Below are 16,434 nucleotides of genomic sequence, written 5' to 3' on the forward strand. Positions count from 1 at the left end.
AGTGGTACCGCGGTACCAGTGGGACGCCGAAGTGTCCCCTGCGGTCCCAAGGGCGCGGGCCACTGGACTCGTAGTTTCGAAGGCGGAGGTCGCGGGGGATCGCGGCCCGGTTCGAGGCTAGAAAGGCCCACTGCCATGATCGAAGCGCGTGAGCTGACGAAGCGGTACGGGGACAAGACGGTGGTCGACCGCCTGGGTTTCACCGTGAAGGCCGGTGAGGTGACCGGCTTCCTGGGACCCAACGGCGCGGGCAAGTCCACGACCATGCGCATGATCATCGGGCTGGACTCCCCCACCGCGGGCTCGGTCACCGTCAACGGGCGCTCCTACGCCCGGCACGCGGCGCCGTTGCACGAGATCGGCTCGCTGCTGGAGGCCAGGTCGGTCCACCCCGGGCGGACCGCGTTCAACCATCTGATGGCGCTGGCCCACACGCACGGCATCGCCCGCCGCCGGGTGGACGAGGTGATCGAGCTGGCCGGGCTGACCGGTGTGGCCGGCAAGCGGGTGGGCGCCTTCTCGCTCGGCATGGGACAGCGGCTCGGCATCGCCGCCGCCCTGCTCGGCGACCCGGCGGTCGTGATGCTCGACGAGCCCGTCAACGGTCTCGACCCGGAGGGTGTGCTGTGGGTGCGCAACCTCCTGCGCTCGCTGGCCGACGAGGGCCGGGCCGTGATGCTGTCCTCGCACCTGATGAGCGAGACCGCGCTGATCGCCGACCACCTGGTGATCATCGGGCGGGGGCGGCTGCTGGCGGACACGACCGTGGACGACTTCGTCCGGGACGCGGGCGGCGGCGGGGTGAAGGTCGCGACCACCGAACCGTTGAAGCTGCGCTCACTGCTGGCCGGTCCGGACGTCACGATCAGCTCCTCCGCCACCGAGGAACTGATCGTCGCCGGGCGGGACGCCCGGGAGATCGGGGCGATCGCCGCCCAGCACGGGGTGCCGTTGTACGAACTCACTCCGCAGGCCGTCTCCTTGGAGGAGGCCTTCATGCAACTCACCGCCGACGCCGTCGAATACCAGAGCGCTCCCGCCGAGCCCGCGCGAAAGGCCGCCTGATGACCGCCACCGATCTCTCCGTGGTCCCCGCCCGCACGAGAGTGCTCAAGGTGACCGGCCGCCGGGTGCTGCGCTCGGAGTGGGCCAAGTTCTGGTCGCTGCGCTCCAGTTGGATCACCCTCGGGGTGGCCCTGGTGCTGCTGGTCCTCTTCGGGGCCATCGCCAGTTACACGTACAGCCCCGACGTCACCGCCGACGCGGGGCCGCCCGGGCCGCGCTCCGGCGGCGGCGACGCGGTCAGTCTGGCGCTGACCGGCGTGACCTTCGCGTCCCTGGCGGTGGGCGTCCTCGGGGTGCTGCTGTCGGCGGGCGAGTACAGCACCGGCATGATCCGCTCCACGCTCGCGGCGGTACCGCGGCGGCTGCCGGTGCTGTGGTCGAAGAGCGCCGTGATCGGTGTCATCGCACTGGCCCTCACCACCCTCGGCGCGCTGGCCGCGTTCCAGCTGGGCGTTCCCGGCCTGGACGGGGAGAAGATCTCGCTCTCCCTGGGCGACGACGGGGTGCTGCGCAGCCTGGCCGGCGCCGGCGTCTACCTCGGTCTGGTCGCCGTGTTCGGGGTGGCCCTGGGCGTACTGCTCCGCTCCTCCGCCGGAGCCATCGCGGCCCTGGTCGGCATCCTGCTCATCCTCCCCGGCCTCGCCACGCTGCTGCCGGACTCGTGGTACGACACGATCACCCCCTACTTCCCCAGCAACGCGGGGTCGGCGGTCTACGCCCTCACCGAGTCCGCGGACTCCCTCTCGCCCGGCCAGGGGCTCGGGGTCTTCGCCGGCTGGGTGGCCCTGGCCCTGGCGGGGGCGGCGTACCGGCTGGTCCGCACGGACGCCTGACCTGCGAGACCACGGCCCCCTGACTTCCGAGACCGAGGACAATGAGGACCATGAGTCCGCACCGCGCGACACCCGCCGCGGAGACCACCCCGGGGACGACGCTCCCGCCGTCCCCGGGGTTCGACGCCGCCTGGCACCCGGTCCTGGGCCGCATGCTGCACGGACAGCACCGGCGGCAGCTGCTGGACCGGCGCCACCCCTGGCTGCTCGACACCGCGGTGGTGCTGGTCGTGGCGCTGCTCAGCCTCCCGGACCTGCTCACCGACGACAGGGACGGCGGCCCCTTCGGCGAGGCGGAGCACCGTAGCGACCTGCCGGTCACCGTCCAGGTCGCCTTCGCGGCCGCCCTGGTCATCCCGCTGTGGTGGCGGCGCCGGGCCCCGGCCGCCACGTACTTCGTGATCGCGGCGGTCTCCCTCGTCCAGTGGTCGCTGGACCTGTGGCAGCAGGCCGGCGTCAGCATGCTCGTCGCCCTGTACAGCCTGGCCCTGCACGGCTCCCTGCGGGTGCTGGGCTGGGCGGTCGCGGTGACCGTCGGCGAACTGGCCCTCGCGGTCTGGCTCCTGGGGCAGGTCGAGCATCCGCTGCTCGGCCTCTTCTTCCTGCTGGGCACGGCCACGGCGGCCGTCACCCTCGGCCTCACCCTCCGCATCCGCCGGATGTACCTGGCGACACTGGAGGACCGCGCCACCCGCCTGGAGATCGAACGCGACCAGCGCGTCCGGCTCACCGCCGCCGCCGAGCGCTCCCGGGTCGCCCGCGAGATGCACGACATCGTCGGCCACAACCTCTCCGTCATGGTCGGGCTCGCCGACGGCGCAGCCACCCTCGCCGCCCACAACAACGAGCGGTCCGCCGAGGCCCTGCGCCTCCTCGGCGACACCGGCCGGCAGGCCATGGGCGAACTCCGCCGCGTCCTGGGCGTCCTGCGGGCGGACCCGGACGGCCCGGACGACGAACGGCTGCTCGGCCCGCAGCCGGGCATCCGCGACCTGGACCCCCTGCTGGCACGGGTCCGCGCGGCGGGCCTGCCCGTCACCTACCGGACCGTGGGCGATCTCGACGCGCTGGGCAGCGGCGTACAGCTCACCGTGTACCGCATCGTCCAGGAGGCCCTGACCAACACCCTCAAGCACGCCGGTACGGGCTCCGCGGCCGAGGTCGGCGTGACCGCCGAGGCCGCCACCGTACGCGTCCGGGTCACCGACACCGGCGTCCCCGAGGGGACACACCGCCGCGCGGAGCCGGGGCCGGGGACCGACCACCCGGGGCACGGCCTGGTCGGTATCAGGCAGCGGGCCGCCATGTACGGCGGCACCGTCGGCATCGGCCCCCGCGACACCGGCCACGGCTGGATCGTCGACGTCCTGCTGGACGTACCCCCCGCACCACCCACCGTGCCGGCCTCAGGAGACCATCTGCCATGACCACCGTGCTGATCGCCGACGACCAGCCCCTGCAACGCCTCGGCTTCCGCATGCTCCTCCAGGGCACCCCCGGCCTCACCCCGGCCGGCGAGGCCGAGCACGGCGCCGAAGCGGTCCGTCTCGCCGCGCAGCTGCGCCCGGACGTCGTCCTCATGGACATCCGCATGCCCGGCATGGACGGCCTGGAGGCGACCCGCCGGATCGTCGCCTCCGGCGGCCGCACCCGCGTCCTCATCGTGACCACCTTCGACCTCGACGAGTACGCGTACGAAGGGCTACGGGCCGGCGCCAGCGGCTTCCTCCTCAAGGACGCCCGCCCCGAGGAACTCGTCGCCGGTATCCACGCGGTCGCCACCGGCGACGCCGTCGTCGCCCCCAGCCTCACCCGGCGGCTCCTCGACGCCTACGCTCATCAGGTCCTCGCCCCGAGCGGCACCCCCCTCCCGGCAGACCCCCGGCTGCAGAGCCTCAGCGACCGCGAACACGAGGTACTGGTCGCCATCGGCCAGGGCTGGACCAACGCGGAGATCGCCGAGCGGCTCGTGCTCACCGAATCCACCGTGAAGAAGCACGTCGGCCGCGTCCTCGCCAAGATCGGCGCCCGCGACCGCATCCAGGCCGTGATCATGGCGTACGACGCGGGGCTGGTCAGGGCGAAGCCGTAGCCGCGCGGAGCGGGCAGGTCAGAAGGGGCGATCGTACGGGCGGGCCCGCACCCGGTCGTAGATCTCGCGCAGCCACGGCCGGCGGACGGCAGGCAGCCGGGCCAGCGTGTGGAGGAACACCGCGGAGTCGGGCCGGAACGGTGACCATGGGCGCATGGGCAGCGGGTCGTCACGCTGGACGCCGTCGGGCAGTCCGCCGGTCGCGGGCACGGGCAACCGCACGCGCGGGGACACCATGTGCGTCCAGACATCGGCCGGCAGCGACACGTCAGCCGGGGCGCCCGTCGGCCGCCAACTCCGCCCTGTCCGCGGATGCCGGGGGACCAGGGCGATGTCCGGGGCGGGACGTGCGGGAGGAACCCCCGGTCCGGCCGGCGCAACCTGCCTGACCGGCGTCCCCGACGGGAGCAGCGCGCCGAGTGCGCGGCCGAACGTGTCCGCGAGGACGCCGTCGGGGACGGCCACCGGTCCGCCCTCCGAGGCCACCAGCAGATGCGCGAGGGCCGCTCCGACCGCCGCCTCCCACCGTGGGCTCCATCGACCGTCCGGCTCGACGGGCGGCGTGCCCCGCTCCCGCTCGACCAGCGCGGCCCAGTCGGCCACTTCGGGCGCGGGCCCGTCGTCGGGCAGCCGGCGCACGGCACGCGGGTCGAGCCACACCACCTGCCAGTACGAACAGTCGTCGATCCGGGTCGCCACCGCCTGCCCGCAGCGCGCGCAGGCCAGGTTCGGTCCGTCCCTGCCGTCCAGGCCCATGCAGTAGCCGTCGCACCGCTCGGGGATCAGCATCGTGCCGCGGGTGTCGCCCGGCGCGACCGCGACCGCCCCCGGCGGCCCGAACGACAGGGCGCCCACCGGCGCGAACACCCCACGCTCCGCCGCCTCCTGCGCCCCGACCTCGCTCCACGGCCACCATGGCTGCCCGGAGGGCTCCGGGTCGACGGCGTACGTCCCCGTCTCCATCAGCGCGGGAAGCAGCGCGTGCCCGTAGCGGTGATGCGCCTGCACGGGGAGCGCGACCCGCACGACGGAGGCGGTGAGCGCGGCACCGCAGCGCGAACACCCGAAGACAGCCATGGGTCCTTCCTCTGCCGGTCGGCGGTGCGGGCTCGCGTCGAGTGACGCGGTCATTCGGCGTCGAGCTGGTGGTCGGCCCAGACATAGCTCTCGGGCAGCAGGTCGGTGATGAGGACGGTCCGGACGCGGTCGCCGGCGCCAACGATGACCTTGAGGGCGGGGAAGTAGTCGAGGAGGACCTGCCGGCACCGGCCGCACGGCGGAACGACCCCCCGGTCGCGGTCGCCCACGGCGACGATCGTGTCCAGCTCGTAGATGCCCTGGGCGGCCGCCGTGCCGATGAGGACCAGCTCGGCGCAGGGGCCTCCGGTGAAGTGGTAGGCGTTCACCGCCGTGACGATCCGGCCGTCCCGGGCGCGGGCCGCGGCCGCCATGGTGTGGTTGTCGCCCCGGCAGCGGGTACGAGCGACGTGCGCCGCGGCCTGGACGAGGTCGTGGTCGACGTGGTCGATGGGGTGGATCCGCGTGGTCATCATCTCTGCCTTCGTCGGGTGTCAGGTGACGTTGACCCGAGCGACGAGGGCGCGCAAGCGAATTTCGGAGGTCCGGCAGGCGGCCACGCACCGGGCCGCCGCGCGTCCCTGATCCGCCGGATGGGCCGCCCCGGTGAGCGGTCGAGAAGGGCGGGGTCGGATCGCCACCGCCCGGGACCGGGTCGTCACCGCCCGGACCGGATCGCCACCGCCCGGACCGGATCGCCACCGCCCGGACCGGATCGTCACCGCTACCGATGGGGGTCGGGTTCCTCTTCCTTCGTCGTGCGCCCCAGGTAGGTCACGGGGCCGGGGTTCGGCACGTCGATCTCGTGGAAGCCCAGGCGGTCGTAGAAGGCGCGAGCCGGGGTGTTGGTGGTGAGCATGGAGAGGTGGACGGCCGGGACGGATGCGGTGCGCAGGGCTCGGAGGAAGGTGCGCATCAGGGCCCTGCCGTGACCCCGGCCCTGCCAGGCGGGGAGCAGGTCGATGTGCAAGTGGGCCGGATACGGGGTGAGTTCGGGGAGGAGCATGCGTTCGGGGTGGTGCAGGAGCTCGATGACCGCCTCGTCGGGGGTGACCGGCGGGCCGTCTGGCACCGGGAAACGCTCCGCCACCAGAGGGAGCCACTTCTCGCGGAAGCCCTCGACGAAGGCTGCGGTGTTGGCGGTGCCGAGGACGTAGCCGACCGCTTGTCCCCGGCCGTCGTCCAGGACGAAGGTCAGTTCCGGTTCCAGGTGGGCGTACGGGGTGGCGAAGGTCGCCGGGAAGATGTCGGGGTCCGTGTAGGCGGGGCGGCTGTCGCCGCCGTTGTGGGCGGTACGGACGCAGATGTCGTGGAGGGCGTCGTGGTCCTCGGGGCGGTACGAACGTACTGCGGGAGGCGAGGTCATCGCAGCATCCTGCGTGGTGCGGGACGCTCCCCACAACCGTCGGAGCGACCACGCCTCCCCCGTACGACCACGCCTCCCCCGTACGACCGCGCTCAGCCGGCTGCGGCCCCGAACCACCGCGGGAGCCGGTCGAGCAGCTCCCGCTGCTCCTCGCCGGCCCACGCCACATGGCCGTCGGGGCGCAGCAGCACCGCGGGCGCGTCCAGGTCCTCGGGAGCGTCGACGACGTGATCGACGCGGTCCGCCCAGCCCTCCACCGAGAGCCGGCCGGTCCGGTCGAGCAACAGGCCGCGACCGTCGTGCATCAGCTCGTAGAGGCGCCCCCGCTTCAGCTGTACGTCCCTCATCCGGCGGCCGAGCAGGTCGTGGCCCTCGCCGAAGTCGTAGCGGATGTCGACCCCCGTGATCATCCCGGTCACGTACCGGTTCACCTCCTCGAAGTCCATCAGCTTCGAGAACAGCTCCCGCAGCGCGGTCGGACCCGGATCGGACCCCAGCAGGGTGATCTGCGCGCGGGTGTTGACCAGCACGCGGGCGGCCACCGGGTGCCGCTCGGCGTGGTAGCTGTCCACAAGCCCCTCCGGCGCCCAGCCGTTGACCGCGGCGGCCAGTTTCCAGCCGAGGTTGAACGCGTCCTGCACACCGAGGTTGAGCCCCTGTCCGCCGGTCGGCGGGTGGATGTGCGCCGCGTCGCCGGCCAGCAGCACCCGGCCGACCCGGTAGCGCTCGGCCTGCCGGGTGGCGTCGCCGAACCGGGACAGCCAGCGCGGCGAGTGCACCCCGAAGTCGGTGCCCGCGTAGGCGCGCAGCCGCTGCCTGAACTCGTCCAGGGTCGGTGCGGTCGTACGGTCCTCGGACACGCCCTCGGCCGGTACGAGGACGCGGTAGTTCCCGTCGCCGAGAGGGGCGAGGCCGAACCGCAGTTGGGTCTTGCGGACCTCCTCGACGACAGCGGCGATCGTCGCCGGGTCCTCGGTCGCTCCCATGTCGCCCAGCAGCGTCTCGACCGTGGCGGGCTCGCCGGGGAAGGCGACGCCGAGGAGCTTGCGCACCGCACTGCGGCCGCCGTCGCAGCCGACGAGGTAGCGGGCGCGCAGCCGCGTGCCGTCCGCCAGCTCGGCGGTCACACCGTTCTCGTCCTGGCTCAGCCCGACCAGTTCGCTGCCGCGCCGGATGTCCGCGCCGAGCTCGACGGCGCGCTCGTGGAGCAGGCGTTCGGTGACCGGCTGCGGGGTGGCCACGCCGTACGCGTGCGCCGTGTCCAGACTGTCCGGCCAGGGTTTCATGATGCCGCCGAAGAGGCCGCCGACCTGGAACTTCTCACTCACCGCGAGGAACCTGTCCAGCAGGCCGCGCTGGTCCATCACCTCGACACTGCGCGCGTGCAGTCCCTGTCCGCGGGACTCCCCGGTCGGCTCGGTCAGCTTCTCCAGCACGACCGTGTCCACGCCGGCCAGCCGCAGCTCGCTCGCCAGCATCAACCCGGTCGGTCCGCCGCCGACGACGATCACGTCGATCATCTCGATCCCCCATGTGCGCAGATTCTCGCTTCGGTCGGCGATTCTGCGGCACGGGCCGGGCCTTGCCGCAAGCCCCCTGGTGCGCTATACGTTGAGAGTGGCAAGGAGTGGTCGAACTCCTTGCCTTTGTCGTTTCCGGATTTCCGGAGTCGTTCCAGGTGCTTTTTCCGGCGCCTTTCCCGGAGTCGTTCCCGGCGCCCTTTCCGGTCCGCCGTGGACGGACACCCCGTTCCCCGCCACGTCCGCTCCCGCCGGTTCGCGTGACGGCCCGGACCGTGCCCACAATGGCGCTGTGCCGGGAACGGAGTGTCCGATGTTCTCCCGAACCGCGGGCGGCCCGGGGGCGGGCCGCCAGTCGTTCGGACGTCGGCGCAGGAGTTGCTTGCCGAGGTCGGCGTCCCTGCGACTGTCGGCCTGTGCCTTGCGGAACAGCTCGACCACCTCGGTGTCCTTCTCGCGCTCCGCGTCCTCCTCCGTCGCACGCCGCCCGGTGAGGTGTCCCTGCGTCGTCCGAGGGCACACGGCTCTCACCACCTAGCGCAGAAGGGCCGGATGACGTGCGTACCGTCGGAGTGGAAGAGGAACTCCTCCTGGTCGACCCCGAGACCGGCGAGCCGCAGGCGCGGGCCGCCGCGGTGCTGGCGCGGGCCGCGCAGGAGGGGACGGGGCAGGACGTGTTCGAGAAGGAGCTCCACGACGAGCAGGTGGAGTTCGCCACGCACCCGCAGTCGGCGATGGCCGACCTGGGAGCCGAGATCATCCGGTGTCGCAAGGACGCGGCGCGCCATGCCGAGGGGCTCGGCAGCGCGGTCGTGGCGCTGGCCACGTCGCCGCTGCCGGTGAGCCCGACGATCACCATGAACAGCAGGTATCTGTGGATGGCGCGGGAGTTCGGCCTGCACACACAGGTGCAGCTCGTCTGCGGTTGCCATGTGCACGTGTCCGTCGAGTCCGACGAGGAGGGTGTCGCCGTCCTGGACCGGATGCGGCCCTGGCTGTCCGTCCTGACGGCCCTGAGCGCGAACTCGCCCTTCTGGCAGGGCCACGACAGCGGGTACGCCAGCTACCGCAGCCAGGTGTGGGACAGGTGGCCGATGGCCGGGCCGACGGACGTCTTCGGCTCGGCTGAGCGGTACCACCATTACGTCGCCAACCTGATCGCCACGGAGGTCCTGCGCGACGAGGGCATGATCTACTTCGACGCGCGACTGTCCCGGCGCTATCCGACCGTCGAGATCCGGGTCGCGGACGTCTGTCTGCACCCCGACACCGCGGTCCTCGTCGCGACCCTCGTCCGCGGGCTCGTGGAGACCGCGGCGCGCGAGTGGCGGGCCGGGGCCGAGCCGCTCGGACACAGGGCGGGAATGCTGCGGCTGGCCAACTGGCGGGCCGCCCGCTCCGGTATGTCGAAGAACCTCCTGGACCCCGTGACGATGCGGCCCCGGCCCGCCGTCGACGTGATCCGCGCGCTCCTCGACCACGTCGAGGAGGCCCTCGTCGACAGCGGTGACGCCGACCGCGCCCGTGACGCCGTCGCGGAGCTGATGGGGCGCGGCAACGGGGCACGGGTGCAGCGCGAGGTGATGGAGCGGACGGGGAGTCTGCGGGACGTGGTCACCGCGTGCGTACGGCACACGCAGGCGTGAGCCCGACGGGCCCGGGTCCGGCACCACTCGCGTAGGACGCGGACGGTGACCGGGGCGTCGCCGTTCGCGCACGGCAGGCGGCGGGCCGCACGGCGACGAGCCACGCTCCCACCTGCGGTCGAGGACCTTGTGAGCGTAGGTCGTCGGAGACGGGGTAATGCGTGCAGCACGTACCGCGGACCCGTCGGTCGGCACGTGCGACAGACCCGTCCGCGACCGGAGTCGGAGGAACCCCGAGCATGAGCGCGTGGAGTCCGGATCACACCGAACGGCAGCCGCCCCCGGCTGTGCGGTCGCCGGACGGGCTGCCCGATCTCGTACACGCCGGCATGTACGTGGTGGACGACCACGGCGCGATCGTCACGGTGAACACCCGGGCGGAGACCCTGCTCGGCCGCCCGGCCGACGAACTCGTCGGCCGGGACGCCCACGAGCTGCTGCACCGCGACCATCTCGGGCAGACCGTGCCCCGTGCGGCGTACTCGATGATGCGGGCGTTCCTCAGCGGCCGTACGAGCGGCGGGGCCCGCGTGTGGTTCCGACGCGGTGACGCCACGCTGCTGCCGGTGACCTGGCTGGTCACACCGTGCCGGCTCGGCGACACCGTGACCGGCGCGGCGGTTCTCTTCTACGAGTGCGACCCGGAGGAGGGCACGCTCCGAACCACCGAGTCGACGACGCTGTCGCAGCTGGAGCGGCTGGCGCTGCTCGCCGAGACGACGACCCGGCTGACCTCCACGCTGGACGCCGACGAGGCGGTCGCGCGCCTGGTCCGGCTGGTGGTGCCACGGCTGGCCGACTGGGCGATCGTGGATCTGATCACCGAGAGCGACGACGTCTGGCGGACCACGGTGGCGACCCACCGCGACGGCGTCGTGGTGCGGCGCGAGGAGCTGGAGGGCCCGCTGCCGCCGGTGCACGAGGAGTCGTTCATGCCGCTGTCCCGCGCGCTGCGCGGGGCGGCGTCGGCCCTGGCCGGGCCGGCGACCTACCAGGGGCCGCCGGATTCGGGGATCGCGGTCGCGCAGCAGAAGCTGTTCCAGGAGACGGGTATGCGCTCGGCGGCGATCGCGCCCATCCGCGGGCCGCGGGCGGTGCTCGGCGCCCTCACGCTGGGCCTCAGCGACCGGCCGGGGGCCTTCACCGACGCCGAACTGTCCCTGCTGGAGGACATCGCCCGCCGGGCCGGGCTGGCACTGGAGAACGCGCGTCTGTACCAGCGCCAGCGGCACATCGCGGAGACCATGCAGCGCCATCTGCTGCCCCAGATGCCGGAGGTGCCGGGGCTGCGTATGGCCGCGCGTTACGAGTCGGCGTCGGAGTCCTCTCAGGTCGGCGGCGACTGGTACGACGCGTTCTCGCTGGCCGACGGGTCCACGGCGGTGGCCATCGGGGACGTCGTCGGGCACAACATCGACGCGGCAGCCGGGATGGCGCAGGTCCGCAACATGCTCCGGGCCTATGCCTGGGCTCTGGAGGAGCCGCCGAGCGCGATCGTGGAACGGCTCGACCAGGCCGTGGTGAACGTGGCCGAGGCGTCCATGGCGACCCTGATCTTCGGCCGGATCGAGCAGAGCGACGACGCGTGGGCCCTGCGGTGGACCAACGCGGGGCATCCGCCGCCGCTGCTGATCACCCACGACGGCCGGTCCCGGTTCCTGGACGAGGAGCACGACCACCTGCTCGGCACGGGGCTGATACGGGCGCGCACCGACACGCTCACCCCGCTGCCGCCGCGGTCCACGCTCGTGCTGTACACGGACGGCCTGATCGAGTCACCGGGGTACACCCTCGACCGGGGCCTGGCCCGGCTGCGCCAGCACGCGGCGGCGCTCGCCCACCGGCCCCTGCACGTGTTCTGCGACCTGCTCCTGGAGCGCACCCGTCCCGTCGACAACGACGACGACGTCGCCCTGCTGGTCTTCCGCATGCCGACCGAGGACGGTGAGGCGGGTGACCGGTAGAGCGCCGACGCCCGGCGAGGACCCCGGAGGGCCACTCTCTTCCCCAAGGCCCCACACTTCCCCGCGCTTTCGCACGCGTAGCCCCTCCCCGCACGGGAAACACGAGCGTCGGAGGAGAACGCGACATCGCGTCCGCCTCAACCAGCCGATCCGGGGAAGACGAGATGGCAACAGAGCCACGTAGGGACGACATACTGCCTGCCGAGGAGATCTACGACAGCCACGCCGCCTTCGACGGAGAGCTCGGCGACGTGACGGGGGCCCGTACGGCCGCCGAGGGGTTCCTGGGCGTCCTCGCCCACACGTCACCGCCTGGGGCGGTCGAGCACTGGGACGACATCCTGCTGGTGGTCACCGAGCTGGCGGCCAACGCGGTGCAGTACGCCCCGGGGCGCTTCGAGCTGACGATGCGCCGCACCCTGGACGGTGTGCATGTGACGCTGAGGGACACGAGCACGACGCCGCCCGCGCCGCGCCCCTTCAGTCCCAGCAAGGGTGGCGGCGGTATCGGCTGGTATCTGATCCACACGCTGTGCGACGAGGTGAGCGTGGTGGTGCACGACCACGGCAAGGACGTCCACGTGTTCCTGCCCTGGTGAGGCGTCCTTCCTGCCCCGGTGCGGCGTCAGGGGGAGGCGTCAGGGGGAGGCGTCAGGTCAGCGGCACCAGCACGCTGATCGTCTTGCCGCCGGACGCGCGGCGCTCGACGTCGACCTCGCTGGAGAGCCTGTTGATCAGCGGCCATCCGTAGCCGTTGCCCTCGTGGGCGCGGGGCAGCACGCCGGGCCCGTGGAGGCCCACGGGCACGGCGGCGCTGTGGTCCCGCACACTCAGGCGCACGCCCTCAGGAGTGAGGGCGACATCGAACTCGGCGATGCCGCCGCCGTGCCGGACCGCGTTCGTGACCAGTTCGGAGACGACGAGGATGAGATCGATCATCGACTGCTCGGTCGGCGGCCCGCCCGAGGAACGCCACCTCTCCCCCACGAACTCCCGCACATGACGGCGGGCCGCCGCGGCGGTGGTGATCGCGACCGGCGGCCGCGCCGCCCGGGCGGACGATCCCTCCACGGATGCGGTGTCGTGGTCCACGAGGGGGTGACGTTCCGTCGATGTCATGGCGTGTGCGGGGTCGACGACTCGGGACAGCTCCGCTCATCACTGTTCATGGAGCGCCGCATACCCGCTCGCGCCCGGACCATGGCTGCCGAGGTCGGCGGGAAGTATCACCCGGTTCCCGCACAGCTCGGCGGTCGCGCTCGCCTGCGCGGCGGCGAGCTGCCCGCGCGCCGCCTCCAGGGCCCGTTGGACGTCCCGGGTCCCCGTGGACACGCACAGCGTGTACGCCAGGTCCTGCGCGCGGCGAGCGGTCTGGGGGTCGCTCCGCTCGCCCTCGTGGGCCACGAGTGACTCGTATTCCTCGACGAGCCTGCGCAGGGTCGCGGGATGGGGCATCAGCATCTGTTTCGCTCCTGGGTGTTCGGGCCTGGGTGTTCGGGACGACGGGGTCCGGCCGCCGGGCGGAGGGGCCGGCCGGGACGACGGCGTAGGGCGGACGGTTCAGGCGGAGGGTGCGGTGCGGCCGAGGGCCTCTTCACGGACGCGGGCGCAGCTGCGGCTGATGAGGCGGGAGACGTGCATCTGGGAGATGCCGAGACGGTCGGCGATACGGTTCTGCGTCATGTCCTCGAAGAAGCGCATGTAGAGGATGGCGCGTTCGCGCTCGGGCAGTCGGCGCAGCCCTTCCTTGACCGCCTCCCGGTCCACGACGACGTCGTACGCCGTGTCGGGTGCGCCGAGGGTGTCGGCGAGGCTGTAGCCGTCGTCTCCCGAGGACATCTCGGCGTCGAGCGACAGGGCGCTGAAGCTGTCGAGCGCCTCCATGCCGGCGTTGACCTCTTCCTCCGTGAGCCCCGCGAGGGCGGCGATGTCGGCGACCGAGGGCTCGGCGGCACCGCCGGAGGTCTGGCTGAGTTCGCGGCGTGCCACGCGCACCTTGTTGCGGAGGTCCTGGACCCTCCGGGGGACGCGGAGCGTCCACATCCGGTCGCGGAAGTGCCTCTTGATCTCGCCGGTGATGGTGGGCACGGCGTAGCTCTCGAACGCGCCCCGCTCGGGCTCGTAGCGGTCCACCGCCTTGACCAGTCCCATCGCGGCGACCTGGCGCAGATCCTCCAGCGACTCGCCGCGGTTGCGGAAGCGGCCGGCGATGCGGTGCGCCATGGGCAGCCAGGCCCGGACGAGTTCGTCTCGTACGTGGTCACGTTCGGGTCCCGGCTCCATGGCCGCGAGCCGGGCGAAGGCGGTGGCGGTGTCGGGGGCGTCGTCGTGCGTCCTCCTGTCGGGGGTACCGGGACGGACGGAGGTGCCTGAACCGTTTGCGGACACATTGACCAGCATGGGAAATCGCTCCTGAACGACGCTTTCAGGGACTTGCGGCGGGGAACGGTGGGCGGGCGACCAAGGCCCGGGCGCGGAACACCGTTCCCGCCGGCGTGCCTCCGATGCGGAGGCGTGGACTTCCGCTTGCCCCGCGATTCCAGGGACAAACAACGCTGCCCGCATCCGCGGTGACGGATCGCCGGCGGCGGTGATTCCCGTTGCCGGGATCGGCGGCGACTTCTGGCCAGAGTGGGGAGGGACACGGTCCCTTTCCCGGCGAAGTGGGACTGAGTCGCCGGTTGCGGGGCAAGCGTGGGGTGGCAACAAGGCTTCGGGCGAGAGGGGTGGACAGCATGGCAGCCGTGACGGCACGCACAACGGCCACGGCACGGGGGAGGGTCACGGCGGATGGGGTGGACCTGCCCCTGATCGAGGACCCGTCGCGGGTCAGGCCGAAGGACGCGCGGGAGATGTCGCGGCAGTTCTTCGACCGGCTGGCCATGTTGGACGAGGGCACGCACGCGTATCAGTACGTGCGCAACACCCTCATCGAGATGAATCTCTCGCTCGTGCGGTACGCGGCATCGCGCTTCCGCGGCCGTGAGGACTCCCTGGAGGACATCGTCCAGGTCGGGACCATCGGGCTGATCAAGGCCATCGACCGGTTCGAGCTGTCCCGGGAGGTGGAGTTCACCACGTTCGCCGTGCCGTACATCGTCGGCGAGATCAAGCGGTTCTTCCGGGACACGAGCTGGGCGGTCCATGTGCCGCGGCGGCTGCAGGAGGCCCGGGTGGAGTTGGCCCGCGCCACGGACGAACTGCAGTCCCGGCTGGGCCGCATGCCGACGACGCGTGAGCTGTCCGAGCTGATGTCCCTGTCCGAGGAGGAGGTCATCGAGGCGCGCAAGGCGTCCAACGGCTACAACACCTCCTCGCTCGACGCGGCGCTCACCTCCGACGGCGGTGAGGACGGCGACACCGCGCTGGGCGACCTCATCGGCGAGGAGGACCCGTCGCTGCAACTCGTCGAGGACTTCCACTCGTTGGCGCCGCTGATCGCCGAACTCGACGACCGTGAGCGGCGGATCCTCCATCTGCGGTTCGTGGAGGAACTCACCCAGTCGCAGATCGCCGAGCAGCTCGGGGTGTCCCAGATGCATGTGTCCCGGCTGATCAGCCGCATCATCAAGCGGCTGCGCGCGGGCCTCCTGGAACCCGGAGTCGCCTGATCGGGGCCGTGTGTCCGGACGATTCGCGGGTATGCGCACGGGCGCATCGCCGGGCGATGCGTCGAATCCGCGAATCGGGGCACCCGTCCCGATCGGTAGCGCCTTGGAGGCTCTCGTGTCCGTTGCCCAGAATCCCCTGTCGATCAAGGTCGACCTGCCCCGGGACGACGCCGTGCTGCTCACGATCGAGGGCGAACTGGACATCGACACGGCCACCGAGCTGCAACATCACCTGGCGAACCAACTGCGCCACGGGCGGCGGCATTTCCTGCTGGACGTGTCGGCCGTCCCCTTCATGGACTCGTCCGGCATGAACATCATCCTGCGGACGTATCAGGAGGTGCGGAGGATCCCCGGCGGCGTGTACGTCATCGCCCCTACGCCGGCCGTGCGGCGCATACTCGATCTCACCGGCGTCAGCATCACCGTGGCCACGGTGGACAGCGTGGACGAGGCGCTGGCCGCCGTGGATTCCGGTCAGGTCGCCCGGCATCCGGACGAACCCACGGCGAAGGAATAGCCGTCGTCGACGCGCCGATGAGCAGCGCCACTCGGTGCGTTCCGTCGGCGTGCGGGGCACACACATGACCAACAGTTGTCGTTTGACAACTATGGCCGGGAAGCAACAGAGTGAGCCGGGGCCAAGAGCATGGAAAGGGTTGGGATGAGGCTGTCGGACCGGGATCGGGTCGGCGGCGGTCAGGCGCTCCGGGCGTCGGTGGCGTCGCCCTCGTGGATCTGCGTCGCCGCGGCGACACAGAACGCCTCCAGCCCCTCCAGCAGCGCGGTGCGCTTCACGGCCGGCATCTGCTCCAGCACGGACCGCAGGGCGCGTTCGCGGCGGGCGCGCAGGTCCACCAGGAAGGACCGTCCGCGCCGGCTCAGCCGCAGACACAGCTCGCGCCTGCTGGCCGTGCTGGCGTGGCGCTCGACGAAGCCCACCGCCTCCAGGCGGTCGCACAGCCGGCTGGTGGAGGGCGGTGTGGAGCCGAGGGCGTCGGCGAGCATCCGCAGATTGATGCCGTCGTTGTGCTCCAGGATGAACAGCACGCGGATCTGGGAGGCGGACACCGGCGCCGTCGAGGCGCGCCCCCACAGGACCTCCAGCAGCTCGGACGCCTCGGAGGTCACTCGCGCCACCTCGTCCGGCCGTGGCTGCGGGGCGGAGGAAGTCACGCACCCACTCTTGCAGGCTTCTCGAACACTGTCAGCCCGCGAGGGCGGACAAACCACGCACGAAATCCGAAACAGGTACACAAG

Annotated in this window: 17 protein-coding genes; 9 read left to right on the forward strand and 8 right to left on the reverse strand. The window is 72.0% G+C overall.

The genetic code is table 11. From position 1 onward, the window contains the following. Nucleotides 1-135 precede the first annotated feature (135 nt). Genes OG202_RS01695 through OG202_RS01710 form a run of 4 tightly spaced genes read left to right on the forward strand, consistent with a single transcriptional unit; the run spans nucleotide 136 to nucleotide 3,990 of the window. Nucleotides 136-1,065 carry an ABC transporter ATP-binding protein gene (locus tag OG202_RS01695; protein WP_326573504.1) on the forward strand — a complete coding sequence of 310 codons (930 nt, stop codon included), beginning with the start codon at nucleotides 136-138 and terminating at the stop codon, nucleotides 1,063-1,065. Continuing rightward, nucleotides 1,065-1,898, forward strand: coding sequence for an ABC transporter permease (locus OG202_RS01700; RefSeq protein WP_326573506.1), 834 nt, complete (start codon nucleotides 1,065-1,067; stop codon nucleotides 1,896-1,898). Before OG202_RS01695 ends, OG202_RS01700 begins: the two co-directional genes overlap by 1 nt. Before the next feature lie 50 nt (nucleotides 1,899-1,948). Next, nucleotides 1,949-3,325, forward strand: coding sequence for a sensor histidine kinase (locus OG202_RS01705; RefSeq protein ID WP_328222202.1), 1,377 nt, complete (start codon nucleotides 1,949-1,951; stop codon nucleotides 3,323-3,325). Next, nucleotides 3,322-3,990, forward strand: a complete 669-nt coding sequence (locus tag OG202_RS01710; protein WP_326573510.1) for a response regulator transcription factor — start codon at nucleotides 3,322-3,324, stop codon at nucleotides 3,988-3,990. The genes OG202_RS01705 and OG202_RS01710 overlap by 4 nt, the downstream gene beginning before the upstream one ends. 18 nt (nucleotides 3,991-4,008) lie before the next feature. On the opposite strand, the gene OG202_RS01715 is transcribed toward OG202_RS01710, so the two are convergent. The 4 genes from OG202_RS01715 to rox all read right to left on the reverse strand — a co-directional run bounded on the left by OG202_RS01715 (nucleotide 4,009) and on the right by rox (nucleotide 7,953). Further along, the gene (locus OG202_RS01715; RefSeq protein ID WP_328222203.1) at nucleotides 4,009-5,067 is read right to left on the reverse strand and encodes a hypothetical protein; all 1,059 of its coding nucleotides are present in this window, start codon (nucleotides 5,065-5,067) and stop codon (nucleotides 4,009-4,011) included. 50 nt (nucleotides 5,068-5,117) lie between these two features. Then, complete coding sequence (locus OG202_RS01720; protein ID WP_328224640.1) at nucleotides 5,118-5,540, reverse strand: cytidine deaminase; 423 nt, start codon at nucleotides 5,538-5,540, stop codon at nucleotides 5,118-5,120. A 251-nt stretch (nucleotides 5,541-5,791) separates the two neighbouring features. After that, entirely contained in the window at nucleotides 5,792-6,433 is a 642-nt protein-coding gene (locus OG202_RS01725; protein WP_328222204.1) for a GNAT family N-acetyltransferase, read from the reverse strand. A 92-nt stretch (nucleotides 6,434-6,525) separates the two neighbouring features. Further along, nucleotides 6,526-7,953 carry a rifampin monooxygenase gene (gene rox, locus OG202_RS01730; protein ID WP_326573518.1) on the reverse strand — a complete coding sequence of 476 codons (1,428 nt, stop codon included), beginning with the start codon at nucleotides 7,951-7,953 and terminating at the stop codon, nucleotides 6,526-6,528. Nucleotides 7,954-8,510: 557 nt separating this feature from the next. Between rox and OG202_RS01735 the strand changes: the two genes are divergently transcribed. From OG202_RS01735 to OG202_RS01745, 3 genes are all read left to right on the forward strand, one after another. Next, complete coding sequence (locus tag OG202_RS01735) at nucleotides 8,511-9,599, forward strand: glutamate--cysteine ligase 2 (protein WP_327731809.1); 1,089 nt, start codon at nucleotides 8,511-8,513, stop codon at nucleotides 9,597-9,599. Nucleotides 9,600-9,838: 239 nt separating this feature from the next. After that, on the forward strand, nucleotides 9,839-11,563 hold the full coding sequence (locus OG202_RS01740; protein WP_328222206.1) for a SpoIIE family protein phosphatase: 1,725 nt from the start codon (nucleotides 9,839-9,841) through the stop codon (nucleotides 11,561-11,563). A 164-nt stretch (nucleotides 11,564-11,727) separates the two neighbouring features. Continuing rightward, nucleotides 11,728-12,162, forward strand: coding sequence for an ATP-binding protein (locus tag OG202_RS01745; RefSeq protein WP_326573524.1), 435 nt, complete (start codon nucleotides 11,728-11,730; stop codon nucleotides 12,160-12,162). Nucleotides 12,163-12,214: 52 nt separating this feature from the next. Here OG202_RS01745 and OG202_RS01750 read toward each other — a convergent pair whose 3' ends face one another. From OG202_RS01750 to OG202_RS01760, 3 genes are all read right to left on the reverse strand, one after another. After that, nucleotides 12,215-12,682, reverse strand: a complete 468-nt coding sequence (locus tag OG202_RS01750; protein ID WP_326573526.1) for an ATP-binding protein — start codon at nucleotides 12,680-12,682, stop codon at nucleotides 12,215-12,217. Between the two features lie 39 nt (nucleotides 12,683-12,721). Beyond that, nucleotides 12,722-13,024, reverse strand: coding sequence for a DUF5133 domain-containing protein (locus OG202_RS01755; RefSeq protein WP_327731805.1), 303 nt, complete (start codon nucleotides 13,022-13,024; stop codon nucleotides 12,722-12,724). A gap of 99 nt (nucleotides 13,025-13,123) precedes the next feature. Next, nucleotides 13,124-13,963 carry a SigB/SigF/SigG family RNA polymerase sigma factor gene (locus OG202_RS01760; RefSeq protein ID WP_326573529.1) on the reverse strand — a complete coding sequence of 280 codons (840 nt, stop codon included), beginning with the start codon at nucleotides 13,961-13,963 and terminating at the stop codon, nucleotides 13,124-13,126. 335 nt (nucleotides 13,964-14,298) lie between these two features. On the opposite strand from OG202_RS01760, the gene OG202_RS01765 reads away from it, so the two are divergent. Together OG202_RS01765 and OG202_RS01770 are read left to right on the forward strand one after the other, a co-directional pair. After that, nucleotides 14,299-15,174: an RNA polymerase sigma factor SigF gene (locus OG202_RS01765; protein ID WP_326573530.1), complete on the forward strand. Its 876-nt coding sequence runs from the start codon at nucleotides 14,299-14,301 to the stop codon at nucleotides 15,172-15,174. A 115-nt stretch (nucleotides 15,175-15,289) separates the two neighbouring features. Then, complete coding sequence (locus OG202_RS01770; RefSeq protein WP_328222207.1) at nucleotides 15,290-15,694, forward strand: STAS domain-containing protein; 405 nt, start codon at nucleotides 15,290-15,292, stop codon at nucleotides 15,692-15,694. A 179-nt stretch (nucleotides 15,695-15,873) separates the two neighbouring features. Here OG202_RS01770 and OG202_RS01775 read toward each other — a convergent pair whose 3' ends face one another. Beyond that, entirely contained in the window at nucleotides 15,874-16,350 is a 477-nt protein-coding gene (locus tag OG202_RS01775) for a MarR family winged helix-turn-helix transcriptional regulator (protein WP_326573534.1), read from the reverse strand. Nucleotides 16,351-16,434: the final 84 nt, after the last annotated feature.

Source organism: Streptomyces sp. NBC_00310, assembly GCF_036208085.1.
Lineage (GTDB): Bacteria > Actinomycetota > Actinomycetes > Streptomycetales > Streptomycetaceae > Streptomyces.